The sequence below is a fragment of the Blautia coccoides genome (assembly GCF_034355335.1).
Classification (GTDB): domain Bacteria; phylum Bacillota; class Clostridia; order Lachnospirales; family Lachnospiraceae; genus Blautia; species Blautia producta.
Window position 1 is genome coordinate 67,137 of sequence record NZ_CP136422.1, and the last position, 26,079, is coordinate 93,215.

The 26,079-nt window shown below is 47.4% G+C and carries 21 protein-coding genes; 10 read left to right on the plus strand and 11 right to left on the minus strand.

The annotated features are described in order from the left end of the window. The first annotated feature begins 297 nt into the window (after nt 1–297). The 4 genes from BLCOC_RS00310 (at nt 298) to BLCOC_RS00325 (ending at nt 4,297) form a co-directional block, all read left to right on the plus strand. The gene (locus BLCOC_RS00310) at nt 298–2,583 is read left to right on the plus strand and encodes a glycoside hydrolase family 65 protein (RefSeq protein WP_115624007.1); all 2,286 of its coding nucleotides are present in this window, start codon (nt 298–300) and stop codon (nt 2,581–2,583) included. A gap of 11 nt (nt 2,584–2,594) precedes the next feature. Next, the gene (pgmB, locus tag BLCOC_RS00315) at nt 2,595–3,233 is read left to right on the plus strand and encodes a beta-phosphoglucomutase (RefSeq protein WP_029470971.1); all 639 of its coding nucleotides are present in this window, start codon (nt 2,595–2,597) and stop codon (nt 3,231–3,233) included. Between the two features lie 88 nt (nt 3,234–3,321). Beyond that, nucleotides 3,322–3,963: a sugar O-acetyltransferase gene (locus tag BLCOC_RS27470; protein WP_029470970.1), complete on the plus strand. Its 642-nt coding sequence runs from the start codon at nt 3,322–3,324 to the stop codon at nt 3,961–3,963. A gap of 16 nt (nt 3,964–3,979) precedes the next feature. Continuing rightward, nucleotides 3,980–4,297, plus strand: coding sequence for a putative signal transducing protein (locus BLCOC_RS00325; RefSeq protein WP_115624008.1), 318 nt, complete (start codon nt 3,980–3,982; stop codon nt 4,295–4,297). Nucleotides 4,298–4,389: 92 nt separating this feature from the next. On the opposite strand, the gene BLCOC_RS00330 is transcribed toward BLCOC_RS00325, so the two are convergent. Next, entirely contained in the window at nt 4,390–5,382 is a 993-nt protein-coding gene (locus BLCOC_RS00330) for a uroporphyrinogen decarboxylase family protein (protein ID WP_018597200.1), read from the minus strand. Nucleotides 5,383–5,551: 169 nt separating this feature from the next. Between BLCOC_RS00330 and BLCOC_RS00335 the strand changes: the two genes are divergently transcribed. Continuing rightward, nucleotides 5,552–7,078 carry a PucR family transcriptional regulator gene (locus BLCOC_RS00335; protein WP_115624009.1) on the plus strand — a complete coding sequence of 509 codons (1,527 nt, stop codon included), beginning with the start codon at nt 5,552–5,554 and terminating at the stop codon, nt 7,076–7,078. A 1-nt stretch (nt 7,079) separates the two neighbouring features. Here BLCOC_RS00335 and BLCOC_RS00340 read toward each other — a convergent pair whose 3' ends face one another. The 8 genes from BLCOC_RS00340 to BLCOC_RS00375 all read right to left on the minus strand — a co-directional run bounded on the left by BLCOC_RS00340 (nt 7,080) and on the right by BLCOC_RS00375 (nt 16,861). After that, on the minus strand, nt 7,080–8,612 hold the full coding sequence (locus BLCOC_RS00340; RefSeq protein ID WP_242999015.1) for a PucR family transcriptional regulator: 1,533 nt from the start codon (nt 8,610–8,612) through the stop codon (nt 7,080–7,082). 13 nt (nt 8,613–8,625) lie between these two features. Then, on the minus strand, nt 8,626–9,261 hold the full coding sequence (locus BLCOC_RS00345) for a cobalamin-dependent protein (RefSeq protein ID WP_018597197.1): 636 nt from the start codon (nt 9,259–9,261) through the stop codon (nt 8,626–8,628). 33 nt (nt 9,262–9,294) lie between these two features. Then, nucleotides 9,295–9,834, minus strand: coding sequence for a DUF2284 domain-containing protein (locus BLCOC_RS00350; protein WP_029470965.1), 540 nt, complete (start codon nt 9,832–9,834; stop codon nt 9,295–9,297). 19 nt (nt 9,835–9,853) lie between these two features. After that, nucleotides 9,854–11,593, minus strand: coding sequence for an ASKHA domain-containing protein (locus BLCOC_RS00355; protein WP_115624011.1), 1,740 nt, complete (start codon nt 11,591–11,593; stop codon nt 9,854–9,856). 98 nt (nt 11,594–11,691) lie between these two features. Continuing rightward, a complete protein-coding gene (locus BLCOC_RS00360; protein ID WP_115624012.1) occupies nt 11,692–13,884 on the minus strand; it encodes an alpha-galactosidase in 2,193 nt (730 codons plus the stop codon). A 223-nt stretch (nt 13,885–14,107) separates the two neighbouring features. Next, entirely contained in the window at nt 14,108–14,740 is a 633-nt protein-coding gene (locus tag BLCOC_RS00365; protein WP_018597193.1) for a corrinoid protein, read from the minus strand. 89 nt (nt 14,741–14,829) lie between these two features. After that, on the minus strand, nt 14,830–15,648 hold the full coding sequence (locus BLCOC_RS00370; RefSeq protein ID WP_018597192.1) for a methyltetrahydrofolate cobalamin methyltransferase: 819 nt from the start codon (nt 15,646–15,648) through the stop codon (nt 14,830–14,832). A gap of 187 nt (nt 15,649–15,835) precedes the next feature. After that, the gene (locus BLCOC_RS00375; RefSeq protein WP_029470962.1) at nt 15,836–16,861 is read right to left on the minus strand and encodes a LacI family DNA-binding transcriptional regulator; all 1,026 of its coding nucleotides are present in this window, start codon (nt 16,859–16,861) and stop codon (nt 15,836–15,838) included. Nucleotides 16,862–17,257: 396 nt separating this feature from the next. Between BLCOC_RS00375 and BLCOC_RS00380 the strand changes: the two genes are divergently transcribed. The 5 genes from BLCOC_RS00380 to BLCOC_RS00400 all read left to right on the plus strand — a co-directional run bounded on the left by BLCOC_RS00380 (nt 17,258) and on the right by BLCOC_RS00400 (nt 23,686). Then, a complete protein-coding gene (locus BLCOC_RS00380) occupies nt 17,258–18,592 on the plus strand; it encodes an extracellular solute-binding protein (protein WP_029470961.1) in 1,335 nt (444 codons plus the stop codon). 177 nt (nt 18,593–18,769) lie between these two features. After that, a complete protein-coding gene (locus tag BLCOC_RS00385; protein ID WP_018597189.1) occupies nt 18,770–19,999 on the plus strand; it encodes a carbohydrate ABC transporter permease in 1,230 nt (409 codons plus the stop codon). Nucleotides 20,000–20,014: 15 nt separating this feature from the next. Then, nucleotides 20,015–20,845, plus strand: a complete 831-nt coding sequence (locus tag BLCOC_RS00390) for a carbohydrate ABC transporter permease (protein WP_018597188.1) — start codon at nt 20,015–20,017, stop codon at nt 20,843–20,845. Between the two features lie 21 nt (nt 20,846–20,866). After that, complete coding sequence (locus BLCOC_RS00395; protein ID WP_115624013.1) at nt 20,867–22,525, plus strand: glycoside hydrolase family 13 protein; 1,659 nt, start codon at nt 20,867–20,869, stop codon at nt 22,523–22,525. Between the two features lie 327 nt (nt 22,526–22,852). Continuing rightward, nucleotides 22,853–23,686, plus strand: coding sequence for an Rpn family recombination-promoting nuclease/putative transposase (locus BLCOC_RS00400; RefSeq protein ID WP_115624014.1), 834 nt, complete (start codon nt 22,853–22,855; stop codon nt 23,684–23,686). A gap of 52 nt (nt 23,687–23,738) precedes the next feature. Here BLCOC_RS00400 and BLCOC_RS00405 read toward each other — a convergent pair whose 3' ends face one another. Next, a complete protein-coding gene (locus BLCOC_RS00405) occupies nt 23,739–24,794 on the minus strand; it encodes a Gfo/Idh/MocA family protein (RefSeq protein ID WP_115624015.1) in 1,056 nt (351 codons plus the stop codon). Between the two features lie 59 nt (nt 24,795–24,853). Then, entirely contained in the window at nt 24,854–26,050 is a 1,197-nt protein-coding gene (locus tag BLCOC_RS00410; protein WP_018597183.1) for an ROK family transcriptional regulator, read from the minus strand. Nucleotides 26,051–26,079: the final 29 nt, after the last annotated feature.

Here is a 26,079-nt window from a genome sequence, read left to right on the forward strand (position 1 = left end):
CTTTGGGGAATGTTTTGATACAAAATATCCATTTTTATATACCGGGAATAAAAACGGGGAGGAAACGGATGACTTGGCCGTATATATATGTATAGAGTTTATAAAAAAATGTATATTTCAAAACGAAATATTGGTTAATATAACAAAATAAAAATAAGATGATTATGGAATTTAATGGTGTTGCATAAAACCATTGAAATTGAAAATAGTTGTTGCTAGAATGATGACTAGAATGAATTTTCAGACACGCTCTGGAAAAGAACAAAGGCAAATTTTCTTGAGGAAAGGAAGAACAGAATGAATAAATGGGTTTACCGGATTGAGGACATAGGGCTTGATAACGAGCAGTGCCTTTTGAATGAGACGGTTTTTCACAATGCCAACGGTTATATCGGGGTCCGCTCTGATTTTGAGGAGGGATATGCGGAGGGATATGATACGATCCGGGGGTCGTATATCAACGGATTTTACGACATTGCCAAAATGTCTCAGGCGGAAAAGCTCTGCGGACTGGCAGAGGAAAAGCAGACGATGCTGAACGTGGCAGATACCCAGACCATCTGTGTGAACATTGAAGGCGAACCATTCAGTATGTTTGACGGGACAGTGGAAAGGAGCAGCCGCAGCCTGGATATGCAGAACGGATTCACACAGAGGCAGATTGTGTGGTGTTCCCCAAAAGGACATAGAGTTGAAATTACCATTAAGAGAATGACATCTTTTCTGCTTCTTCCGCTTTTTACCATATCGTATGAAATAAAGGCGCTGAATTTTGACGGGACACTGGAATTTATATCCGTACATAACGGAGATGTGAAAAATTACTGTAACCCTAATGACCCGAGGGTGGCCGGTGAGAGCTTTCAGCACCTGCGTCCGGTGTGTGCAGAGATATGCGGGGGTGTGTCTTATCTGGTCACAGAGACGGTGACTTCAGGACTTACGGTATGTACGGCAGTAAAGGACGTACTGGAATGCGGAGACAGGGGTGGCTGCCAAGAGGAATCCGTTCAGGATGGCCACTGTATTACCCGGAAAATGAAAGCCGATATCAGAGAAGGTGAGACGGTACGGCTGGTAAAATATACTGTATTTACAGACTCCATAAGATATGAAAACTGCAGGCAGGAAGCAGAGACAGCCATGATTAGAGCACTTTCGGTTCCCCTTCAAGACTGGTACAGACAGCAGAGAGAATACCTGGATGAATTCTGGGAACAGTCTGCTCTGGATATTGAGGGGGACGATGACCTGGCAGTGGCCGTAAGGTACAATCTGTATCAGCTTCTGCAGTCAGCCGGGAAGGATGAACACAGCAATATAGCGGCAAAAGGACTCTCCGGCGAGGGATACGAAGGGCATTACTTCTGGGATACGGAGATGTATATGCAGCCATTCTTTACCCTGACGAACCCTGAGATATCTGCAAATCTCATCGCCTACAGGTACAGTATTCTGGATGCTGCCAGGAAAAACGCCAGGATCATGGGACACAGAAAAGGTGCTCTCTATCCCTGGAGGACGATTTCAGGGGCAGAGTGTTCCGGATTTTTTCCGGCAGGTTCTGCCCAGTACCATATTGACGGGGATATCGCCTATGCTGTGACGGCCTATTATCTGGCTACAGGGGATTTGGAGCTGATGGCAGAGAAAGGTGCTGAGATTATTTTCGAGACGGCAAGGCTCTGGATGGACGCAGGTAATTTCCACAGAGGGAAGTTTTATATCAATGATGTGACAGGACCGGATGAATATACATGTCTGGTAAACAACAATTATTATACCAATGCAGGCGCCCAGTACAATCTTCATTGGGCAGTTCGCTTTTACGAACTCCTTGAGGAGGCGGGAAAGCTTGCCCCGGTGGCGGATAAGATCGGATTGAAGCCGGAGGAGATTGAGGAATTCAGAAAAGCGGAAGAGAGCATGTATCTGCCTTACGATGAGGAGACGGGAATCAATCCCCAGGATGACTCTTTCCTTCAAAAAGAAGTGTGGGATATCAAGGGGACACCGGCAGATAAGTTCCCCCTGCTTCTGCACTACCACCCGCTCTGCTTATACAGATACCAGGTGTGCAAACAGGCGGATACAGTGCTGGCACATTTTATATATGAGGATGCGCAGGATTTGGAGACTATCAGGAAATCCTTTGCGTACTATGAGAATGTGACCACACATGACTCCTCACTCTCCACATGTATATTCAGTATTGTGGCATCTAAGCTGGGGCTGAAGGAAAAGGCTTATGACTATTTCGGAGACAGCGCGAAGCTGGATTTATTTAACCTGCACCACAACACAAAGGACGGGATCCATACAGCCAATATGGGCGGAAATTATATGGCTGTAGTATACGGATTCGGCGGTCTGAGACTAAAGGAGACAGGCATCTGTTTTGCACCTGTGCTTCCCGGCAAATGGGATTCCTATACATTCAAGATCAATTACAGGGGCAGCCATATCCAGGTCTTTGCGGGCAGGGATAAGACGGTATTTACACTGGAAAAAGGAGAACCCAGGGAGATCACTGTGTTCGGAACAAAGTACACGCTGAGAGATACCATTGAGATCAAGAGATAAGGAGAGAAGAAATGAAATATAAGGGAATCATTTTTGACCTGGACGGGGTTATCTGCCACACAGACAAATACCATTATCAGGCGTGGAAGGCGCTGGCAGACAAGCTGGGAATTTATTTTGACGAGGAGATCAACAACAGACTGCGCGGTGTGAGCAGGATGGAAAGCTTTGAGATCATCCTGGAAAAGTATGACGGTGACATGCAGGAAGAGGATAAAGTCCGCTATGCGGCAGAGAAAAATGACCTGTACCGTGAGCTTCTGAAAAATATGACAACAGAGGATCTGGCCCCTGAGGTGAAAGCTGTACTGGACGAACTTAGGAGCAGGGGGCTTCTTCTGGCCATAGGCTCTTCCAGCAGGAACGCGGGATTTATACTGGAACGTCTGGGGCTTTCCGGCTATTTTGACGCTGTTTCGGACGGCAACAACATTTCGCGCTCCAAGCCGGACCCAGAGGTATTCCAAAAAGCAGCAGAATACCTGAAGCTGCAGCCCGGGGACTGCCTGGTGGTGGAGGATGCACAGTCCGGTCTGGAAGCTGCATTTGCAGGAGGCATGGACTGCGCGGCCATCGGTGACGCGGTCAAATGCGGAAAGGCAACCTATAATTTGAATACATTCTCTGATTTACTGACAGCTATTTCGTGACTTTATGTAAAAAGAATGGTAAAATAATGATAGCTATTCGATAGGTATGCGCATTTACAAATAGTGGACATACAGGAGGATTGAATTCATGTCATTAGAGCAGCAGATGAAAAGCGGACTTTTATACCGGGAATATGGTCACAAGGATGAAAAAGATGTGGCCTACGAAAAGGTGATCGAGAGGCAGAGAAAGCACGGCAAGGAGTTGACATTCGCCTACAATCAGACGAATCCGTCCGACTACGGACGTAAGCGTGAGCTTTTGGAACAAATACTTGGCTCGTTGGGGGATGAGGTATGGATCGAATCACCCGTGAACTTTTCCTACGGATGCAACACCCATGTGGGCAATTACTTTTATGCCAACTTTGGTCTTGTGATCGTGGATGATGTGGACGTGTACATCGGGGATTATGTTATGTGCGGACCCAATGTGTCTATCTGTGTGACCGGGCATCCGGTTTACGGGGAGTTCAGAAGGGACGGTACACAGTTCTCACTTCCGGTGCATATCGGAAATGACGTCTGGATCGGTGCAAATGCAGTGATCATGCCGGGAGTAACGATTGGAAATAATGTGGTCATCGGCGCAGGCAGTGTGGTGACCCAGGACATTCCGGACAATGTGGTGGCTTTCGGAACCCCGTGTCGTGTGGCAAGGCCCATTACTGATGAAGATAAGGAATACTTCCGCAAAGGAGTACCTGTAAACAAAGACTGGAGAGAATAGTCTGTCAGGAGGGTATATGTTCCATAAAAAGAAACAAGAGGATGAGTTTGAGATGGTGAATCTCAAAACAGTCTATGGTGTGTATGAGAGAGAAGCCCTGACAGGGCTGCTTGAAGAAAATGATATCCCGTATATAGCCCAGGGAAACAGTATAGGCGGATATCTCACGATCGTGGCCGGAACTTCCGGCAGCTTTGGGACAGATATCCTGGTTGGAAAAAATGTCTATGAGAGGGCAAAAGAACTGATGGATTCTGTGAACTGGGACGGATTGGAGAAAGAAACAGAGATTCCGGAGGAAGAATGGAATACAGGGGAACCTCCGGAGGAATGACACAAAGAAGACCGTCCGCAGCAGCCTGAGAGCTGCCGCGGACGGTCTTTTATAGATCATAGGTAACTGTTTGTGAAGCTTTACAGTTATAATTATTTAAACATTTCTTTGCTTACTTTGTCGATTGCTTCGCTGGCTGTCTCATAAACACCCGGGAAGGTACTGATTCCAAGACCCTGGGTGATACACGGAATGTAATATTTGGTTCCGTATTCTTCGCATGCGCGGCGGACTTCTTTTTCTACCAGTTCCGGTGTCCAGTCAGGACGGTCTACAGATGCGCTGTCGATGCCGCCCATGAAGGTGATCTTCTCGCCGTATTTGGCGATCAGGTCAGCAATGTTATTGGAGGTCATGCATCCCTGCCAAATGTCGATTCCCATCTCGATCATGAACGGAACCAGAGTTGCAGCATAGGAATCTGCATGGTGAATGACAACATCTACACCGTGCTCTTTGTAGTAGCCGTAAATCTTCTTATAGGACGGAAGGAAAAATTCTTCAAACATATCCGGGGAGATGAAAGTGGAAGTCTGGCTGCCCCAGTCATCGTGATGGAAAATGGCATCCGGTTTGATGTATTTGCAGATCTTTTCTGCGTACTGTAATTCCCATTCTGTCAGATATTCGATCAGTTCATGAGTACACTCCGGTTCCTCGTAGAAGTTGATCAGGGCGTTCTGGATCTCCTGCAGATGGTGGCACTGCTCGAAAAGGCCGGGTGCGATGAACTGTGTAACGAAATATTCATTGCGGTCTACTTTTTCTGCTTCAGCGATGAACGGTTCCCACTCTGCATCTGAGTAGTCCAGACGCGGTGCTTTTACATAATCTCTCCAGTGTGTGATATCTTTACATACAATGTGCTCTTCGTCGTGGATAGGGAAGCCTCCTGGTGTTCCCTCAGGCCACACCATTGTTACGCCCCATGCATTCTTTACCGGGGGTTTGCCGTATTCTGCGTTTGGACTTGCAGCGGTGTAAGGATTGCCGAAAAGCATTCCCAGTGCCTCGTACTGGTTTACATAACGGTCCGGATGACCACCTCTGATAGTTTCTAATAAATTCTGCCTTCTGGTTAACATAAAATGAATACCTCCTTTTTTGAAATCCCAACGAGTGTCATGGAAAAGCCTGTCTCCATGACTGATACTAAGCTTATCATAACAGAATTGCTATATCCCGTAAATACGATGAAATAATTGACTTTTCAGTATGAATACACTACACTTTGTAGTAGGGAGATGATTTTTTATGAAACTGACTTTTTATCAGATATACTATCATCTGAAAAAAAAATATGATGCTCGGAGGATTTCCTGCAATCCCTGCAAAATACAGGTGGAAAGGCCGGTTTATTACAGGGATGGACAAGACTGCAGAGGGCATATGGTCTTGATCTCCAATGAGGAACTTATGAAAATAAGACAGGATTCTGCGCTCTGGAAGGACTGTATTTTCATCTGTTTTGGAGAAGTGGATGATATATTTTGTCGGATTGATACAGACCTGCTTGTACTGGATGACAGGATACCGAGAGAACAGATCCTTAATGACCTGCAGGAGATATTTCAGTATTTTGAAGAGGCGGGACAGTCAGTGACTGAAGTGTTTATGGAGAACCAGGACTTCGGGGAGCTGATGGAGTGTTTTGGCAAAATTTTTGAGACACCTCTTGCGCTGATGGACGCCAATTTTTCCTACGTGTCCCTGGCTGATAAGGAAGGGCGATTTGCCAATGGATTTATGAATGAGAACAGTGCCCTTCCCATGCATATGGTGAGCCAGATCATATCAGACCCTGCCTATCTGCGGAGCATAACACTTACGGGTGTATATACATATACCCTTGAACAGGTGACATTTCTCTGTAGGAACCTGTTTTCTGAAGGGAAATTCATCGGCAAGCTCATGGCAGTGTCCTGCACATCGCCTCTGAACAATGAGTATCACAAGGACCTGCTTCTTATGGCGTCGGGATATGTGGAGCGGATGTATGAGCGTTTTGGGGCTTTCCACATGGCAGACCGATCTCTTGACAGCCTCCATGAACTTCTGAGACTGAGGCTGAAGGGCAGTTCCGTGCCTGCAGAGAGAGTTCGGAGCGCACTGGGCAACCTTTCCTGGTCTGAGCAGGATGTTTACTACCTGATCCAGATGCGCCCAAGCTACAGATATGACAAATCCCTGTACGACAAGTATCTGTGCCCTCAGATGGAGCAGCAGTGGAAGGATACCTGCTGTGTGGCTCACAATGACAGTCTGATGGTGCTTCTAAACGGAAGCAGGCTTCATATGACGGACTTTCAGCCGGAACTGGCCTATTTTCTGAGAGAAAATCTTCTTGCGGCAGGAATCAGCAGAAAGTTCAGGGGATTTGACGGTATTCAGACCGCGTTTAAGCAGACAGATATCGCGTTGGAACTGGGGATGAGAAAGGATGCTACACCCTGGTATTTCAGATTTGATGATTATGCACTGGATTATATCCTGACTCACGGAAGAGGTGAGTTCGAGCCGGAGCAGATATGTGCGCCGGGAATACTGGTGCTGAGAGAACATGACGAGAAGATACATACGGAATATTACAAGACTTTGTACTGTTACCTGCAGTGCAGATACAATGCGGCTCTGACAGCCAAAAAACTGTTTATACACAGAAGCACTTTTTTGAACAGGCTGGAAAGGATCCATGAGCTGATACAGATGGATCTGGAGGATTTCCGCTCCAGGCTCTATCTCTCTGTCTCTTTTTACATTCTGGAGGAGGAAAAACGATAGATCAGTTTTTTTCCTCCTCCTGCTCCAGAAGGCGGAAGGATAGGTTCAGGTAAAAAATTTCTTCCGGGTCATCCAGTCCGGAATCTAGGATGTTTTTGATCTTATCCAGGCGATACAGAAAGGTGCTGCGGTGGATGAAGAGCAGGGAAGCGGCCTGAGTGGCGTTCAGATTCTCCTCCAGGTATGTTCTCAATGTGAGCATGTACTCTGTATTCTGTTCCCGGTCGGTTCTCTGCAGGTCCAGCAGCTTTTCATGGCAGAGCATATAGCCGGGAAGCCTGCGGGTGGACTGTTCCAGTATGTAGGTCAGAGCCACGTTGTTAAAGTGGTGAATCCACAGGTAGGGCTTTTTTCGGCTCCCCACATCCAGGGCTGTGCTGGCCTGGATATACTGGCGTCTCAGGTTCATGTGCCCTTTCATGGGGCGGCTGTATCCAGCTTTCAGGAAACTGTCCCTGATAAAGTAAGTGAGTTGTCCTGCCACAGTATCTGAATCTGTCTCCAGACGGCTGAGATTAAAATAGGTCACGATCTCTTCCTTAAAAAGAAAGCTGCAGGAATAGGGAAACTGTTTTTCCAGATAGTTGCAGATGGCTCTTGTGGTAATCTTTTTCTGGTCCAGATAAGTGATCTGGAAAATAAGGCACAGATAATCGTGCTGTGTGCTCCAGCCAAGCGCAGATAATCTCTGACTGATGTCAAGATAGTCTGCGGTGCGGTCAGACAGTACGGTGATGAGAATCTTGTGAAGGGCGTCGGACTGCCGTGATGCGGGTGCCTGTTCATGATAGAGCAGATACTCCACATATCCTCCAAGATGTGAGAGGAGGAAGCCGTCACTCACTTTCATGGGATGATCAAATTCAATGAGGACTAGACGGTGTGTGGTGTGCCCATCCTGGCGGACATTTACGTTCAGGGTATTCAGACCGGTGATATATCCCGGAAAGAATACAGGTCCATCTGCCTCCAGCATTTTTGTATATTCCTCATCCTGAGCCAGGGCATTGACATATTCAATGTTGAGACCGTCTTCTGTGTACAGATGATACTTTTCCGGTATATGTTCTGTGCCCGCATTGGCCACAGGGGTGAAATCCAGGCTGATGACAGACAGAGGATTATGGAAGATTTCCAGGGATACACTGAGAAGGTTGCGGACACTGCCGCTGCTCAGAAGGATGGTGCTCAGATGTTCGTCCCAGCTGTCATACGTGTCGTAGAGATCCTGGATAAAATTAAAGATACGGCTCAGAGTATAGCTCGTATCCAGAATGAGATATGGATGGGAAGGGGGCGAAAAGCCTTCGCCCGGACTGCCCGAGATGACCAGAAAAACAGGCCCTGTGAGCTGGGAGGAAAGGGATTCCGTATCCCCGGCTTTGACAAGGCAGATATGCCCGGTGGAAAAACCGGAACCGTCCTCAAATAAAAAAGGACGCATAAAGGTCTCTGTTGTCTCCAGATTTCCCTGTGAGACAACGTGAAATTCTTTTGTTATCATTTCTGATAAAAGCACTGCTGATAGCTTCAAAGTGATCCCCCGCTTATATAATAAATGTCTTGGCTTTTTCCGCAGCATCCACTGCGCTTTCCGTGTAGGCATCTGCGCCAATGGTATCGGCAAACTCCTGGGTGACGGCGCCTCCGCCCACCATGATCTTCAGACGGTGTTCCTTGTCATGGCGGCGCAGGGATTTTACCACCTGCTGCATTTCCGGTATGGAGGTCGTGAGCAGGGAGGAGATGCATACAATGGAAACCTCAGGATTGTCACGGACTGCTTTCAGGAATTGCTTTTCCGAGATGTCGACGCCCAGGTCAATGACTTTGAAGCCGGCACTGCGGAACATGATCGCGACAATGTTCTTTCCCACGTCGTGCAGGTCGCCTTCTACGGTACCCAGGATGACGGTTCCTATACTCTGTTCTTCCATGGCACCGCACTTTTCCTCCAGTATATCAAAACCTTTCCTCACACTGCGGGCAGCAGCCAGTATTCTTGGAATATCGGCATCGTTCTGTTTGTAGTATTCCCCCACTGTTTTCATTGCAGGAACCATGGCCTGATCCACAATGAGGGAAGGTTTGATGTGTTCCTCCAAAGCTCTGGACACAAGAAACTGGGCATCGCGCGGATGCCCGTTCTCAATTGCCTGTCGAAGTTCTTCTAAAGTAGTCATGATGTCCTCCTGTTCCAATGAAAGAAAAGGCCCCTATTCCAGAAGAAAACAACTGGTATAGGCAATGGTGCAGGGACCATAATAATATGTCATATCGTTGGCTTTGCAGATTTGTGTGACCAGCATACCATAGGCTTCCATGGAAGAAAAAGCTTTCTTAGGGAAGCGGCACGGCTCGTCAGGGTAGGTACAGGTTTCACATCTGGTGCAGCAGCCGGCGCCGATGGCCAGCATGTCGGGATATGTTTCCCGGAGCAGTTTTTCCATGGCAAAGAAGTTCTTCTTATGAAGTGCCTCTGTCTCCATCATGGTTTCCCCGTCCATGGCATCTTCCAGTTCTCCTACAGTCTGTACCAGGATGCCGTTTTGGTACTGCTGTATCTTGGCACGGCAGTCTTCCAGGGTTCCGCATCCCGGAGGGCAGCTCCAGCGCTTTCCGTACATGCCGCAGGTGTTGGCTTCGCACATCTGGCGGACCTCAGGCAGCAGTTCGATGGTGCTGCATTTTAATGGTGCGATATGGGAGAAGCCGGTATCCGTCCCGAGCTTCTCCAATTCTTCATAGTTTATCATGTAAAAACCCCCATTCATTCTATAGTAGTTCAGGAAACTCCAGCTCATCCACAAAGCAGTCCTGAAATTCAGGTGAAGCGGCCAGTTCTACAAATGATATCTCCTTTGCCAGGATATCAGAATAGAACAGTTCCTCCCTGTTGATGAGTGCTATTTTGGAACCTTCACCGGCGGCGTTGCCCACAGGCACGATCCTTTCCTTCAGGCATATGGGTATGAGTCCGATATCACATGCGCTCTTGGGATTCATATAATTCCCAAAGGCACCGGCAATATATACATGCGCGATCTGGTCAGTTGTTATGCCCAGTTCTTTCTGGAGAAGCTGAATGCCGGCGGCAATGGCAGCTTTGGCAAGCTGTACCTCCCGCACATCCTTTTGACTGAGGTAAACAGGGCTGCCGTTTCCACTTTCTTCTGCAGCAACCAGGGTAAAGGATGCAGTGCCGTCCTCTGTCAGAAGCTTTCCTGACTCATCTATGATACCTGCTTTTCTCAGGCAGGCGATCAGGTCGATCAGCCCGGAACCGCAGATACCGATGGCTTTTTTGCTGCCCACGGTCGTATAGTTCCAAGTACCTTCACGGTATTCCACGTGGTCAACTGCGCCGGACGCGCCTCTCATGCCGCATTCGATCTTGGCACCCTCAAAGGCGGGGCCTGCGGCTGTGGAACAGGCGGCCAGACGGTCTTTATTGCCGAGAACCATCTCGCCGTTGGTTCCGATATCGATCATCAGAGATATCTCCTCCTGCTGATCCGGGCGGATGCAGAGCAGACAGCCCATAGTATCAGCGCCTACGAAGCCTGCCACGTCAGGAAGCAGGATGAGCTGCCCTTTGGGATGGATATGAAGGTCATATTCAGAGGCTTTCAAAAATAGAAGCTGACTGATGGCCGGATTGTAGGGGGCATGTACCAGCGCTCCCGGGGAGATGCCCAGAAACAGATGATGCATACAGGTGTTGCCTACAATACAGGTCTGGTAAATACAGCCTGTGCTGATGCCTGACTTTTCGGCCAGTGTATCCAGAATGGTCTGGACAGTCTGGCGGATACAAGAGCTTAAATTTTCAGTTCCGTTTTCAAGTGCGTAGTTGGCGCGCATGATCACATCGGCACCATACTGGGCCTGGGGATTCATGCTGCTCTCAACAGCCAGAACCCTGCCTGTGCGCGCGTCCATCAGATATCCCACCACCGTGGTGGTTCCGATATCAAATGCGGCCAGATATCCTTTGATAGGTTCTTTCTGCAGATCCAGAAGAGTGTCCCCGGAAACTGCCGCATACCAGGTATCAGTCTCCTTGAGCATTTCGTACAGTCCGGAGGCTGTTTCCAGATCCGGTCTGAGATGTTCCATGCTCTCTCCAAAGGATTCCTCCAGTGCCAGTTTCAGGCGGTCCCAGTCGGACAGATTATCCCCGGGTTTTACCTTGCGGATATGTGTCCTGCCGAAACGGAGCAGAGGGTGGAGTGGTACCGGACGGGAGAAGCCTTCAGCCAGTATAGCGTGTTCTTTTTCTCTCACAAGGGTGTCAACTGTCATATCCCCGGTGATCTTGGTCTGACAGGCTTTCAGAATGCCGGTCACGGGACCGCTTGTCACGTGTACCATGCATTTTCCGCAGGTGCCCTGCCCGCCGCAGGGGGCATCCGGATCCAGGCCGGCCTGACGCTGCGCCTGCAGCACAGTAGTGCCTTCTTCTGCCAGGATGCTTTTACCTTCACGGATAAAAGTTACTTCATGTGTTTTCAATTTTCATTCCCCCAATTTTGCTATAGAGTAAGTATAACAGAAAAGACCGCGACAGTAAACTGCCGCGGTCAAGTTATGAAAAATTTTATGGGTAATAATTAGGATTCTTTTACCAGATGCAGGTTCCAGCTCTGGTATTCCGTCTCAGGTACAGGCATGGGAAGCCCCGCATCCATGAGAGCGGCTCCTAAATAGCTCTCATCACCTATGCGGTACATGGCGTCAGGATCCAGTCCACGCAGGCGGATACAGGTAAAAAGGTTATTTGCAGTGAGCTTTGTGGAGACGACTCCAAGCAGTGCCTCACTCATATTCTCATTTACAAATTCCCATACGGTGTACTCCTCATTTTCATAAGGACTGGCCAGACGGTAATAGGTGCCGTCCTGGATCAGGGAATAATATTCTTTGAATGACCGGATCTGTTCCCTGACCTCTTCTTTTTCACAGTCAGTCAGCTTTGCCGGGTCCAGTTCGTAGCCAAAAGTGCCTGCCATAGCCACAGTGGCTCTCGTTGCCAGAGAGGCAGCCCTGCCGGTCTGGTGGTTAGGGGAAGCGGATACATGGGCACCCATGGTACTTACAGGATAGGCGAAGGAGGTGCCGTACTGTATCTTCAGACGCTCGATGGCATCGGTGTCGTCGCTGGTCCAGATCTGAGGGGTATAGTACAACATGCCTGCGTCAAATCTTCCGCCGCCGCCGCTGCATCCCTCAATGAGCATATGGGGATAGCGCTGGTTTAGGTTCTCCAGGAATTCATAAAGCCCAAGGACGTATCTGTGTGCTGTCTCACCCTGCCGGTCCGCCGGAAGGGCAGTGCTGAAGATATCCCCGATACTGCGGTTAAAATCCCACTTCAGATAATCCACCTCAGCGTTGTCAAGGACATCACACATCATGTTGAAGATGTGATCGCGCACTTCCCTGCGGGAGAAGTCCAGTACGAGCTGGTAGCGGCTCCTCACAGGATCTTTCTCAGGCACTTTGAATGCCCAGTCGGGATGTGCCCGGTATAGATCACTGTCCTCAGAGATACATTCAGGCTCGAACCAAATGCCGAATTTGAGTCCAAGGGCATGGATGCGGTGGGAAAGGTCCTTTAAGGTGCAGCCCAGTTTCTTTTCATTTACGATCCAGTCACCAAGGCCGGAGGTGTCGCTGTCACGTTTGCCGAACCATCCGTCGTCCATGACAAACAGCTCCACACCCATCTCTTTGGCTTGTTCCGCCATTTCCACCAGCTTGTCCCCTGTGAAATCAAAGTAGGTGCCTTCCCAGTTGTTGATGAGAACAGGGCGGCGGGCCTTTTTGTACTCGCCTCTACAGAGGTTATTGCGGATTGCCCGGTGGAAACGGTGGCTGATGGCTTCCAGACCGTCTGCGCTGTAGACCATGGCGGCTTCCGGTGCGTGGAAAGCTTCGCCGTTTTCCAGTTTACAGCAGAAGTTATCCGGATGGATACCCATGAGAAATCTGGTCTGTCCGCTCTGGTCTTTTTCTGCCTCAGCCAGGAAATCACCGCTGTACAGGAAGGAAAAACCGTAACAGTCTCCGTTGGTCTCTGTGGTGTCTGGGGCTGCCAGGATCACAAAGGGGTTGTAGTGGTGGCTGGAAGCTCCTCTGGTGCTGCCCACAGACTGAATGCCGTGGTGTACCTGCGAGCGGGAAAGCAGACGCTCCATAGCATGACGTCCGTAAAAGCTGATAAAGTCAAAGCTGCCATACTGGAAATCTGTACATGTGCTCATGATGCGCTCCAGATAAACAGGGGACTCTCCTTTATTTTCCACAGTTACGCTTCTGGTAATAATGTCCTTTTCTTCCAGAACTCCGTAATAGAGATGAACAAAAATCTTCTCTGTGCTGTCTTTCAGTGTGATGACCAGGGTGTCCGCAGTGTCTTCGTCCAGTGCGTAGAATGCGGGCAGACCCGGCAGGGAATATTTTCCTTCCATGATCTGAGCGGATTCGTATCGGAACTCACAGGAGGAAGCACCGGATGCGTAACGGATCCGTACAGCACTCTCCCTGTAGTCACCGTTTCCGTATGTGGGAAACTCCTGGGGAAGGGTGTCAAGGGAATAGGCACGATTATCGCCTGCCGCGTAAGGATTGCCGGAAAATCCCCGGTCTCGTCCTGCATTCAGATAGGAGTAATCAAATACCTGTGTCCTTTTTCCAAACCATGTGTGTACCAGAAATCCCAGATCATCCACTTTCATCTGGTACATACTGTTTTTGGTGAGCAGGGTAAATAATTTTCCGGTAGTGTCTTTCTTGATAGCCATTCGTTGTTCTCCTTCAAAATAGAAATAAAAATAGTGACCGTTAAGTACCGTTCTCGTACCGTTTCACAGTGTATAGCTCTGTTTCTATTATAGTGGACAGATGGCAGCGCGTAAATATGTCATTGTGACAAGAATATAGCAAAAAGAGAGAAGAGGCACCTTTCGGCGCCTCCTCCCTCTTTATAGGGTATGCATGACAGATATGGATTTAAGCTTAAATTAGTTATGCTACAAGCTCTTTAGCCTTCTGAGCTGCGGAAGCAGCGTCAGCGGTATAAGCATCAGCACCGATTTCATCAGCGAATTCCTGAGTAATAGGAGCGCCGCCAACCATAACTTTGATATTGCCGCGGAAATCCTGAGCATTTAAAGCCTCTACAGTGGCTTTTAATGCAGGCATAGTTGTGGTCAGAAGAGCAGAGCATCCAACGATCTTAACATCCGGATTAGCTTTGATGGTCTCAACAAATTTCTCTGTAGGTACATCAACGCCTAAGTCGATAACTTCAAATCCGGCACTCTCGATCATCATAGCAACAAGGTTCTTGCCGATATCATGAAGGTCACCGGCAACAGTTCCGATTACCATCTTGCCGCATACGCCGGCGCTTCCGCTTGCCAGATGCGGTTTCAGAACCTCAACACCTTTTTTCATAGCACGTGCAGCAACTAACATTTCAGGAACGAAGATTTCGTTGTTTTTGAAACGCTCACCTACAACGCCCATAGCATCGATCATTGCGTTCAATACGTCTACAGCCTGGCATCCGTCATCCAGTGCTTCCTGTACCAATCCGCCAACCAGTTTTGCTTTTCCAGCAGCAACAGCATCTGCAACAGCCTGAATCTTACTCATAATAAATTCCTCCCATTTCTTAAAAAATATATTTTATAGTTTTTATTTTCTTTTTGTGATTCCATTCCTCAACACGTACACATAAATGTTTAATTCTTAGGAGCAGGTCCGATCAGTCCTTCACGGTAAGCCCCAATGTATTCCATACAGAAATCATCTTCACCCATCAGCGCTTCTGTTGCGTATACAAGTCCCAGCATATCGCGGTTGGTGGGGTCCATAATAGCACTGTCAAGTCCTGCGTTCATAGCCAGGATCATGAAGCCGTAATTGATCAGCTTGCGGACAGGAAGATTAAAGGAGATATTGCTGATAGCAGCAGTAATGTGGATGTTAGGATATCTCTTTCTCACAGTCTCAATAACTTCAATGTTCATGGCGATTCCGTCTTCAGAGGTACACAGCATTTCTACCAGCGGATCAATGTGGATACGGCTGGGGCTGATGTGATACTCTTCTGCTTTGGCCATGATGTTGTCAAATACGCGGAGACGGTCAGCAGCAGACTTCGGAATTCCTGTGTCATCGCTCAGAAGTGCGATAACTTCCCAGCCTTTGTTCTCCTCCATTGCCATGATCGGGAAAATGGTGTCGATCTTATTTCCTTCTCCTGATACAGAGTTGAAAAGTCCGGGCTTATTACAAAACTTATAAGCTTCCTTTAAAACATCGGTGCTGGGGCTGTCTACGGAAATCGGAAGATCCGTAACTTCCTGGATACATTCGATCATCCATTTTAAAGTTTCAACTTCAACTTCTTCCGGAACAGAAGCACAGCAGTCTATGTAGGTGGCATTGGCAGCGGCCTGCTTTCTGGCGCGCTCTTTGATGAACTCCGCATCCCTCTCAGCGATGGCTTTTGCAACTGCCGGTATGGAGCCGTTGATTTTTTCCCCAATAATTATCATATTTGCAAAACCTCCTGTACAAATTTATAACTCTATTGTACCAAAATGTGCAGAAAGTACAAGCCGCAAAAAAGGGGGAATTTCTATGGGTTTTCCTACAAAGTGTAGGAAGGATAAAAACGCATAAAAAATGCGGTAAAACAGGAAAATACCTGGATTTACCGCATTCGTAATGGTTAAAAATTTGTCAATCCGGCGGAAGGACACTTTTTCTCACGACCAGCTCCACCGGAAGGCGGATTGCTTTCTCCTCCACTTTCTCTCCGGACAGGAGCCGGAACAGGATTTCTGAGGCTAATTCTCCCTTTCTGGCAATGTCCTGATGCATGGTTGTCAGTTTGGGGATGCAGAACTCTGCATAGGGATTGTCATCAAACCCGCACACAGAAATGTCACTGGGCACATGGCATCCGTGTTCATTCAGATAACCGATCACTTCAAAGGCGAGCTGATCTGCGGTGCAGAACAGCACATATTTCCTGCCGGCCAGTGCCAGAAGAGAATTGTACTGGCTGTCTCTCCGCCTTTTCTGCGTGTCAAGGACCATGTGCCACTGTTTCTCTGTGCTTATGCCGTGTTCTTTGAGCGCGGTTTTTGCACCGGCTGCTCTCAGCGCGGAGGAGCCTATCTTGGCATCGGAGATAACCATGATATTGGAAAATCCCGCGTTGATGAGATAGCTTGTCATCTGCCTGCCTGCGCCGATGTCATCCAGGGTTACGTGATATCCCTTGTCCGGCAGAGGAGCAGTATCTTCCATAAAAGTGTCGATCCCCACTACCGGGCAATCCACTAAAGAGCAGAGCTTTTCGTAGTTGGTCTTGGACAGTGTGACGGCAATGATCCCTGCCACATTCCAGGAAAGCGCCGTCTTGAAGATATTGTCAAGATTACGGTCTATATAGAGCATCATATAGTAGCCGGCCCTGCGTATCTCTTCCTCCAGGACACCTATGGTCTGGCTGTAGAAAGGGTCGCCTACGGTTGTCTGGGTGTAGCGTTTTGTTGTGTGGATCACCACAATGATCAGCCGGGTTTTGCCTTTTGTCAGAGCTTCAAGTCCCATCTTGGGAACATAATTGTGGTCCTTGAGGGCCTGCTGAATCCGTTCCACGTTTTCTTTTGACACCTTGCTGGTGCGGCCGTGGATCACGTTGGCAACCGTGGTGGGGCTGACATTCATCATATTGGCTATTTCTTTTATTGTAATCATCCGGTTACCCCCAAATGCGGACGGCTTATGCCGTCAGTTGTATAAAAGTTTCTGTCAGGATATGACATAAGTGACGTATCGTAATTTACCTATATTATAGAATAGCAGAAACAAGGGAAAATGCAAGAGGTTGTCAGAAAGTTCATCCATTTGTCAGATAAAGAGAAAAGGGGAATGTATATTTTGATGACTGTACAAAGAGTGATTATGTGCAAAATGTATAATTAAATACTATTTAAATTATATATCGTGATGGTTTTACATAAAACCTATTTACAGATTATGGGTATTGTGCTAATGTTGATTATATCAATAGAGGTGTTATACAACACCAACAGTCAAGATGTGACATTTTATGTAAGTATCGTAAAACACCAACAAAAGGAGGAAAAAAGAATGAAAAGAAAAATTGTAGCAGTAATGCTGAGTACAGCTATGGTGTTCGGTCTGGCGGCATGCGGCAGTGGAAGTGACAAGGAGACCTCCACAGAGGCAGGCGGGGAAGATAAGCAGGAAGCTGCGGATACCAAGGACGATGCGGACGAAGCGGATGACTCCGGCAGCACCGCAGACAGTGAGACAAAGGAGTCAACAGCGGATGGTGACCGTGAAGAGATTACCCTGTTCCGTTCTGATGACGGAAACGGCGCTGTGGAGGCAGTGATCGATGGCTTTGAAAAATCCCAGGATAAATATAAAGTAAAATGGGTGACAGCATCCAATGATACGGACCAGACAAGAAGCCAGTTAAATACAGCGTTCTCAGCGGGAAGTTCTGAATATGACCTGGTATCTATTGATACTGTTTGGGCAGGTGACATGGCTGCAGCAGGTTATATCGAACCCCTGGACAGCTACATGAAGGATGCAAAGAGAAGCCCGGCAGATTACAACAAAGGTTCCATCCAGGCCGGTACATATAATGCCAAGACATATGCGCTGCCGCTGTATCCTGACTTTGGAGTTATCTATTTCAGAAGTGATATTGTTTCTGAGGAGGACGCAGCCAAATTACGAAGCGGAGATTTCACATGGGATGACCTGCTTGCCATGGCTGAAACATATAAGGGACAGGGTGGTACCAAGACAGGATTTACATTCCAGGCAAACCAGTATGAAGGCCTTGTCTGCAATGCAAATGAATATACAGCCAACTTTACGGATGTAAAAGGCGGGCTGGAAGTTATGAAGAAGATCGTTGATTCTGACGCAACACCGGATGATATTCTGGTTTATCAGGAATCTGAAGCAGCTAATAGTTATGTAAACGGCGAAACTGTATTTTCACGTAACTGGCCATACGTATGGGGCCTGGTGGGAGCAGAAGGCGCAGCGGTAACACAGGACCAGACAGATATCGCTCCGATCCCGGGCGGTTCCTGCATCGGCGGCTGGCTGCTGGCTATGAATGCCAAGAGCGAACATAAAGAAGGTGCATGGGCATTCCTGGATTACTTCACATCCATGGAAGGACAGAGGATTTTCTGCAGTAAGGGCGGATATGTTCCCGGATTTAACGAAGCACTGGAGGATGCTGATGTAAAGGCAGCAAACCAGCTTCTCAGCAAAGAGGGATTCATGAAAGCTCTGGAGAACACAATCGCAAGACCATCCTCTGACAAATATGAGGAATTATCTGATTCACTGCAGATTTCCATTCACAAATTCTTATCAGGAGAATCTGATCTGGATGCAACCACAACAGAAGTGGAAGGACTGCTGGAACAGTAACAGAGAACCGGGTATTTGCCCGGGGTGGGGATTTTAGATGAGTGAAGGGGTGTCGTGTTAGGCGTAACTGCATATATACATATATGTCTATGGCTTAATACGGCACCCTTGTTTTGTTCATAACAGTGAAAAGAAAACGGCCGGATTCTTTTTTGCAGTTGGGAAAGAGGGAAGATTATGATTAAAAGAATGACGTTTAAGCAGTTTCTGTTTATTCTTCCGCTGCTTATATTTATAGGGATATTCTCCATTTATCCCATCGTGACATCTCTGATGTATACGCTGTTTGATTACCGTACAAACGATCAGCAGCACAACAGCTTTTATATGTCACAGCAGCTGAACGGGGAACTGTATGCACAGGATTTGGATTATGTGAGTTGGTTTATCGATACGGATATGGCTACAGAGGGCCTTGGCAGCGATGATGTGGCTGAATTTCAGGCCATTCAGACAGAAGTAAATGAAATGTATGAGCAGTATAAAGACTCTAAAGGTGTAAGCAAGGTCTCTTCTGAGACTATCAGTGATATAAAAGCATTTAATGATGACATCAGGGAAAGGCTGACGGCTATTTATGACAGGAACGCGGATCTGGATATGTATAACAGGGATGGTATGCCTCAGATCCTGGATGATATGGATACGTGTATTGTAGAATCCAACTTTACAGGATTGAAAGGATTTGCAAAGCTGTTCCACGACAGCAGATTTTTCAAGGCATTGGGACATACCCTGCTGTTTACTGTTATTTCCGTAGCCATTGAGCTGGTCATCGGTATGATCCTGGCTCTGATCATGGATAAGGCGATCAGGGGTATCGGCGTTGTCCGTACCATAGCTCTTATACCGTGGGCAATACCAACTGCGGTGTCGGCTATGATCTGGAGTTATATGTATGATGGAAGTTACGGTGTTATCTCCAAAATTTTCTCTATGATAGGACTGATCCCTAAGCAGTCTGCAATGCTTTTGACAGCCAATGGAGCTATGACATCTGTTGTTATCTCAGATGTGTGGAAAACAGCACCATATATGGCACTCCTTCTTCTGGCTGGCCTGCAGGTGATTGACAGAGGCTTATATGAAAGTGCTTCTATTGACGGGGCAGGCCCGTTCAAGACATTTTTCAGGATCACCCTTCCGCTTATCAAGCCAAGTCTTCTGGTGGCGCTTCTGTTCCGTACTATGGATGCCTTCCGTGTGTATGACCTGATCGCCATTCTGACAGGAGGCGGCCCGGGTAACGGCACAGAATCCCTTTCTGTATACTCTTATAAGCTGATGTTTGGTCAGAGTAATTACGGGTATGGTTCGGTGGTGGTAATGGGTATGGCTGTCTGTGTTGCGGTCATTGCAGTGATTTATGTGAAGGTGCTCGGCGCGGATGTGATCAATAATGATTAGAAAGGAGGAAGGAAAATGAGTAAGAATAAAACATTTAATATTATCTGCTGGATTTGTGTGGTAGTTTTTCTGCTGATCACAGTATTTCCTTTCTTCTGGATATTGATCAGTTCGTTTAAGCCGGAATCGGAAATTTTCGGAGCCAACTGCTATCGTATTATAGCGGAGAATCCCACTCTGGACAATTACCGGACGGTTATTGTTGAGAAGGGAATGCTCCGGGCGATCGGAAACAGTTTTGTTATGTCAGTGGCAACCACTTTCTATGTGGTGGTTGTGGCATCTATGTCCGCGTACATCATCTCCAGATTTAAATTCAAGGGAAAAAACCTGCTCATGGGACTTATCCTGGCAGTCGCCATGTTCCCGCAGATGATCGTGGTAGGACCTATTTTTAACATGTTCTATAAGATGGATATCTTGAATACATACTGGGTATGCCTGGCATACTCAACCATCACGCTCCCCAGTGCTGTATGGATCATGGTCGCGCATTTTAACCAGGTTCCCCTGGCTCTGGAGGAAGCGGCCAAGATAGACGGCTGTTCCACATGGGGAATGCTGTGGCGGATCATTTTCCCCATTGCTGCACCGGGTGTGTTTACAACAGCCATCATGAGCTTTATTGCAGCATGGAATGAGTATCTGTTATCCTGTACTTTGAATATTGATGAAAAAATCCAGACAGTGCCTGTGCGCCTGAGTTATCTGAAGGATCAGTTCACAGTGTTCTGGAGCCAGATCGCCGCGGCAACCGTGGTGGTAGTCATACCGACACTTCTCATTGTTCTTCTGTTCCAGAAGCAGATCGTTGCCGGTATTTCAAATGGCGCTGTAAAAGAATAAAAAATCTGAGAGGAGAACAGCATGAAAAAAGCATGGTGGAAAGAGGCGGTTGTTTACCAGATATATCCCAGAAGTTTTATGGATTCCAATGGGGACGGCATTGGAGACCTGCGGGGAGTGATCAGTAAGCTGGATTACCTGAAAGACCTGGGTATTGATGTTATCTGGATGTCACCCTGTTATAAATCGCCCAATGATGACAATGGATATGATATCTCCGATTACAGGGATATCATGGATGAGTTTGGAAATATGGAGGACTTTAAGGAGATGTTGTCCGGAATCCATGACAGAGGTATGAAGCTTGTCATGGATCTGGTGGTAAATCATTCCTCAGACGAACATCAGTGGTTTGTCGAAGCGAAAAAATCAAAAGATAATCCGTACAGGGATTATTATATCTGGAGAGACGGCAAAAACGGAAAGGAGCCGAATAATTGGACTTCTTATTTCTATGGACCTGCATGGGAGTATGATGAGACAACAGACCAGTATTATCTGCATCTGTTTTCAAAAAAACAGCCGGATCTGAATTGGGAGAATCCCAAACTGCGCGGTGAGATTTACGATATGATGAAATTCTGGCTGGATATGGGCTGTGACGGCTTCCGTATGGATGTTGTGAGTCTGTTTTCTAAAACACCGGGACTTCCGGACGGAAAGCCGGCTGAGATAACCGGAACGGAGTATTTCCAGGATGGACCGAGGATCCATGAATTCCTCCAGGAGATGAACCGGGAGGTCCTGTCAAAATATGATATCATGACAGTCGGGGAGACCCCGGATGTTCCCCTTGAGCATGCCCTGCGCTATGCCAATAATGAGGGCACAGAGCTGAATATGGTTTTCCAGTTTGAACAGAACGGACTGGACTGCGGACCTGAGCGGTACAGCTACCGGAAAGTGCCGCTGCCGGAGTTAAAGGCATGCTTCAGCAAATGGCAGACTGTACTCCAGGATAAGGCCTGGAACAGCCTGTACTGGACAAATCATGACCAGCCGAGGACTGTGTCCCGAAGGGGCAATGACAAGCAGTACCGGAAAGAGAGCCAGAAAATGCTGTACACCATGCTGCTGACCATGCAGGGGACCCCGTATATCTACCAGGGGGAAGAGATTGGGATGACAAATGTGCATTTTGCATCTATTGAGGATTATAATGACATTGAGGTGAAAAATCTCTGGAATGAGCGGGTCATCCATGGTGACGCGGATCCTGATGTCCTGCTGGATGCCATCCGTTTTCGCTCCCGTGATAATGCGAGAACCCCTATGCAGTGGGATGACAGTGAAAATGCCGGATTTACCACAGGAACTCCCTGGCTTAAAGTAAATCCCAATTATAAGGAGATCAATGTAAAGGAAGCGCTGGAGGATCCGGACTCAATCTTTTATTATATGAAGAGGCTGATCCGGATGCGGAAGGCAAATGAGGCTGCCGTTTATGGGGATTTCAGGGAGTATGAGCCTGAAAATGAGAGCCTTTATATATATGAAAGAAACTATGAAGGCAAAAAAATGTTTGTGATCCTGAATTTCACAGAGGATGAGGTTCCTTTCCATATGCCGGAGGGACTTGATGCTGAAAAGGCGGTACTCCTGATCGATAATTATGAGCAAGATGCAGCGCTGGAGGAACGGACCATGCGGCCTTATGAGGCAGCAGTATATATTATGTAAACTAAAAGAGCGATGACAAATTAAAAGAGGGCGGCGCGGCTTTGAAGCTGTGCCGTCTTCTGTTGTTATTGTTTAATTTTCAGCGTATTGTCCAATTGCTATATGAAATGGGCTGTGTTATACTTCCGGGTAAGGATATCAAAGAGCGTTCGCTCTTCATTTTCTAAACGGCAATTCGCCGTGCGATTCCAATTGTTATAACAGTTAAAACTGAGAGAACAGATTTACCGCCTTTTACCGCCTGATAAGATATGGTATAATGAGGGCAGATCACAGAGAAATTCTTCTTCCTGTATCAGGTATATTCTGTTCGGGAAAGGAGAATCTATGGAAACTGATAATTTCATAATGCTGCCCACTGTGGACTTCTGTTTTGCGGAGCTGATGAAGAATGACAAGGTGAGAAAAGGGTTTATCGCAGCACTGCTGGGGGTCAGCCCGGAAGAGGTTGAGGATACAATGATGCTTCCGGCAGCACTTGGCGGGAACTGGCCGGATGACAAGCTGGGAATTCTGGATGTCCATGTACTACTTGCAGATGGAACCAGGATGAATATGGAAATGCAGGTCAAATACTTTGAATGCTGGGACGAGCGTGTTCTTTTTTATATGGGGAGGATGTTTGCAGGTCAGATCAAAAAAGGCGAACCATATGAAAAGCTTCAGAAGTGCATTCATGTGAGCATCCTGGACTTTGTGCATTTTCCGGATGACGTCCAGTGTTACAGGACCATTCATTTTCGGGATGATAAAACGGGTAATGTATATTCGGATAAGATGGAGATACAGATCCTGGAGCTTAAAAAACTGCAAAAAGAAGTGCGCACAGGAGAAGATGTCATTTTGTGGATGAAGTTCTTTAGTGGGAAAAGCAGAGAGGAGTTTGAAAGCGTGGCAAAAGCGAACGAATATCTCAATGAAGCATATCACACCCTGAGAACCATGAGCGCAGATGAAAAGAAACGGATGGAATATGAAGCGAGGGATAAGGCTTTGAGAGATTATAACTCACAGATAAGCAGTGCGGAAAGAAGAGGAAAAGAGGAGGGTGAGAGACAGACGCGTCAGGTATTTAAGCTGTATATACAGGGTGAGACGCAGGAAAACATTGCAAAAATCTGCGGTATGACTCTGGAAAAGGTAAAGGAAATCCTGCAATAAAAACGCCGGGGATGCAAAATCCCCGGTGTTTGTGCGCGGATCGGTGATCCGTTTATTTCGGCGTATTCAAATCTTTATAGCACACATCTTCAAAAGGAAGATAAATGCGTCTTCGTTCCAGGGAAGACAAATAGATTCCTTTTACCATTTCAAGAGTTTTTCTTCCCTCTGCGGCATCTATAGCCACCGGGCGGTCGCAAAGAATAGACTCATAAAAATCCCTGAGCTGCAGATGATGGCTGCTTCCCCAGTAATCCGGTCCGACGCTGGTCGTCTCGTAGGTGTTTCTGATTTCCGTGTAGCATCCGTCAGCTTCATAGAATCCCATATCCTGGATCAGTCCGCAGCGGCCTTTTTCTCCCTGGAATTCAATGGTGATAGGAGCATCTGAGGCGTAGGAGTTACAGGCATACAGATTATAAATGCAGCCGTTTTTGAATTGAATGGCTGCTTCCGCGGCGTCCTCCACCCGCACGGTATCGTGGCAGTGGTTATGCACGCTTCCTTCGATCCATTCAATATCACTTCCAAGCATATAACGCACCCGGTCCATGCTGTGTATGGCCTGGTCTATGAGCACACCGCCGCCTTCTCTGTCCCAGGTACCTTTCCAGTCGCTTCCTTCATAGTAGGTGTGGGGGCGGTTCCAGGTAAGATAGGAACGAGCGGAGAGGATCCGTCCGAAATATCCGGCATCCATAAGCTCTTTGAGCTTTTCCACACTTTTCGTATATCGGGTCTGGAATATAACGCCCAGTTTTCTGCCTGTGCGCTGCTGTGTCTCTATCATCTTGTCTGCGTCCTGAAGAGAAATGGCCACCGGCTTTTCTGTCAGAACATGAAGACCGGCTTCCATGGCTTTCACCGCCATGACAGGATGCAGATAATGGGGAAGACACAGGTGTATCACATCAATATCATACTGGAGTGCAGTCTCCAGATCTGTGCAGTAATGGCAGTTGAATTTTTCTGCAAAAGTCTTTGCTTTCTCCGGGTCAATATCTATGGCGCATACAAGCTCCACCTGATCTGACAGGCGGTTAAAAGCGTCTTCGTAGCATACGGAAATCCTTCCGCAGCCCATAATTGCAGCTCTGAGTTTTTTCATTTTGTACCTCCGTTGAATGATCAGAAGACGGCAGACCTGTTGAGGATCGAATCAGCATTTTATCCGATGAAAAAGCTTCCGTCCATCTCCTGCGTGAAATTATAATGAATATCAAAAAAATACTTCATGGCGCCGTTGTACAGGGCGCTGGAATCTAAGAGGCTGTAGCGCACGCTGACGGAATCTACCATACGGCGGAAACCTGTGGTGTGCAGACATTCCTGTATTTCCTGTAAAAATACAGGACCCAGGTCCTTTCCTTTGCCTCCGATAATGATCAGTTTTGGATGCACCATGCAGATCAGGTTGCACAGCGCCAGGGAAAATTCATCGGCAATCTCCCGTATCACTTTGCGGGAGACCACATCCCCGTATACGCTGGCCTGCCCCAGATCCGCATACGTGACAGCAGATGGTTTTTTAAATGCAGGACTGCTTCCTGCCTGGGTGATTCTGTCCTTTAAAGACCCCTCCCCGATCATCAGCTCCAGACAGCCCCTGTTCCCGCAGGTACACAGTTTCCCTTTGGGATTAATGGAGTAGTGGCCAAACTGGGTGTAGGACGCGCAGGCATGCCCCAACATTTCGTTTCGGATAAAGAGAGTTGCGCCGATCCCCTTGCCGAAGTTGATAAAAGCAAAATCTTTTTCTGTGATCTGTGTATAAACTTTTTCCGCGTAGGCAAAGCAGGCTGTATCGTTCAGGATGTTGACGGAAAAATCAGAGAAAGTCCGCTGCAATTCACCTACAAAATCTTTTTCGGGAAGATTCAGAGTGGTGGCGAATATCTCCCGCTTATCCGGGTCTATCATGGCGGGGACAACGATACAGATTCCCAGAAGCTGCTCTTTTTCAATCTGTCTGAGTACGGTCTGTTCTATGTAATCCCGGCACAGAGGAATGTAAGCATCAGGTGAAGAGACTTCCATCTGCATAGGGATGGAGGAAGTCCCTGTAATGTCCACCAGGGCGGCATTCAGCCTGTCCTCCTCCAGACAGAGAACCGCCACGTAGTATTGTTCTGTGCGGAGAAGCAGGCTGTTGGGCTTCCGGCCCACAGTCGTACTTCCGCCTGTCCCGGAATCATATACAAACTTCCGGGCGATCAATTCATCTACCAGGGAGGAGACAGCGGTTTTGCTCAGATGGGAATCTTTGGAGAGCTGCGCCCTTGAAGTACCCGGATTCTGGTAAATAGAATTGTACAGTTGTTTTAAATTGGTGTTTTTGATTAATTGTTGATTGACCAGTTTCATAATATATTGCTTTTCCTTTGCTTTATTAT

Bases quoted from the DNA above. Each gene is read 5' to 3' on its own strand.
- BLCOC_RS00370 (WP_018597192.1), bottom strand. From the start codon at position 15,648: ATGATAATTATTGGGGAAAAAATCAACGGCTCCATACCGGCAGTTGCA.
- BLCOC_RS00400 (WP_115624014.1), top strand. From the start codon at position 22,853: ATGGAAACTGATAATTTCATAATGCTGCCCACTGTGGACTTCTGTTTT.
- BLCOC_RS00380 (WP_029470961.1), top strand. From the start codon at position 17,258: ATGAAAAGAAAAATTGTAGCAGTAATGCTGAGTACAGCTATGGTGTTC.
- BLCOC_RS00410 (WP_018597183.1), bottom strand. From the start codon at position 26,050: ATGAAACTGGTCAATCAACAATTAATCAAAAACACCAATTTAAAACAA.
- BLCOC_RS00385 (WP_018597189.1), top strand. From the start codon at position 18,770: ATGATTAAAAGAATGACGTTTAAGCAGTTTCTGTTTATTCTTCCGCTG.
- BLCOC_RS00395 (WP_115624013.1), top strand. From the start codon at position 20,867: ATGAAAAAAGCATGGTGGAAAGAGGCGGTTGTTTACCAGATATATCCC.
- BLCOC_RS00375 (WP_029470962.1), bottom strand. From the start codon at position 16,861: ATGATTACAATAAAAGAAATAGCCAATATGATGAATGTCAGCCCCACC.
- BLCOC_RS00360 (WP_115624012.1), bottom strand. From the start codon at position 13,884: ATGGCTATCAAGAAAGACACTACCGGAAAATTATTTACCCTGCTCACC.
- BLCOC_RS27470 (WP_029470970.1), top strand. From the start codon at position 3,322: ATGTCATTAGAGCAGCAGATGAAAAGCGGACTTTTATACCGGGAATAT.
- BLCOC_RS00335 (WP_115624009.1), top strand. From the start codon at position 5,552: ATGAAACTGACTTTTTATCAGATATACTATCATCTGAAAAAAAAATAT.
- BLCOC_RS00330 (WP_018597200.1), bottom strand. From the start codon at position 5,382: ATGTTAACCAGAAGGCAGAATTTATTAGAAACTATCAGAGGTGGTCAT.
- BLCOC_RS00325 (WP_115624008.1), top strand. From the start codon at position 3,980: ATGTTCCATAAAAAGAAACAAGAGGATGAGTTTGAGATGGTGAATCTC.
- BLCOC_RS00365 (WP_018597193.1), bottom strand. From the start codon at position 14,740: ATGAGTAAGATTCAGGCTGTTGCAGATGCTGTTGCTGCTGGAAAAGCA.
- pgmB (WP_029470971.1), top strand. From the start codon at position 2,595: ATGAAATATAAGGGAATCATTTTTGACCTGGACGGGGTTATCTGCCAC.
- BLCOC_RS00390 (WP_018597188.1), top strand. From the start codon at position 20,015: ATGAGTAAGAATAAAACATTTAATATTATCTGCTGGATTTGTGTGGTA.
- BLCOC_RS00345 (WP_018597197.1), bottom strand. From the start codon at position 9,261: ATGACTACTTTAGAAGAACTTCGACAGGCAATTGAGAACGGGCATCCG.
- BLCOC_RS00310 (WP_115624007.1), top strand. From the start codon at position 298: ATGAATAAATGGGTTTACCGGATTGAGGACATAGGGCTTGATAACGAG.
- BLCOC_RS00405 (WP_115624015.1), bottom strand. From the start codon at position 24,794: ATGAAAAAACTCAGAGCTGCAATTATGGGCTGCGGAAGGATTTCCGTA.
- BLCOC_RS00350 (WP_029470965.1), bottom strand. From the start codon at position 9,834: ATGATAAACTATGAAGAATTGGAGAAGCTCGGGACGGATACCGGCTTC.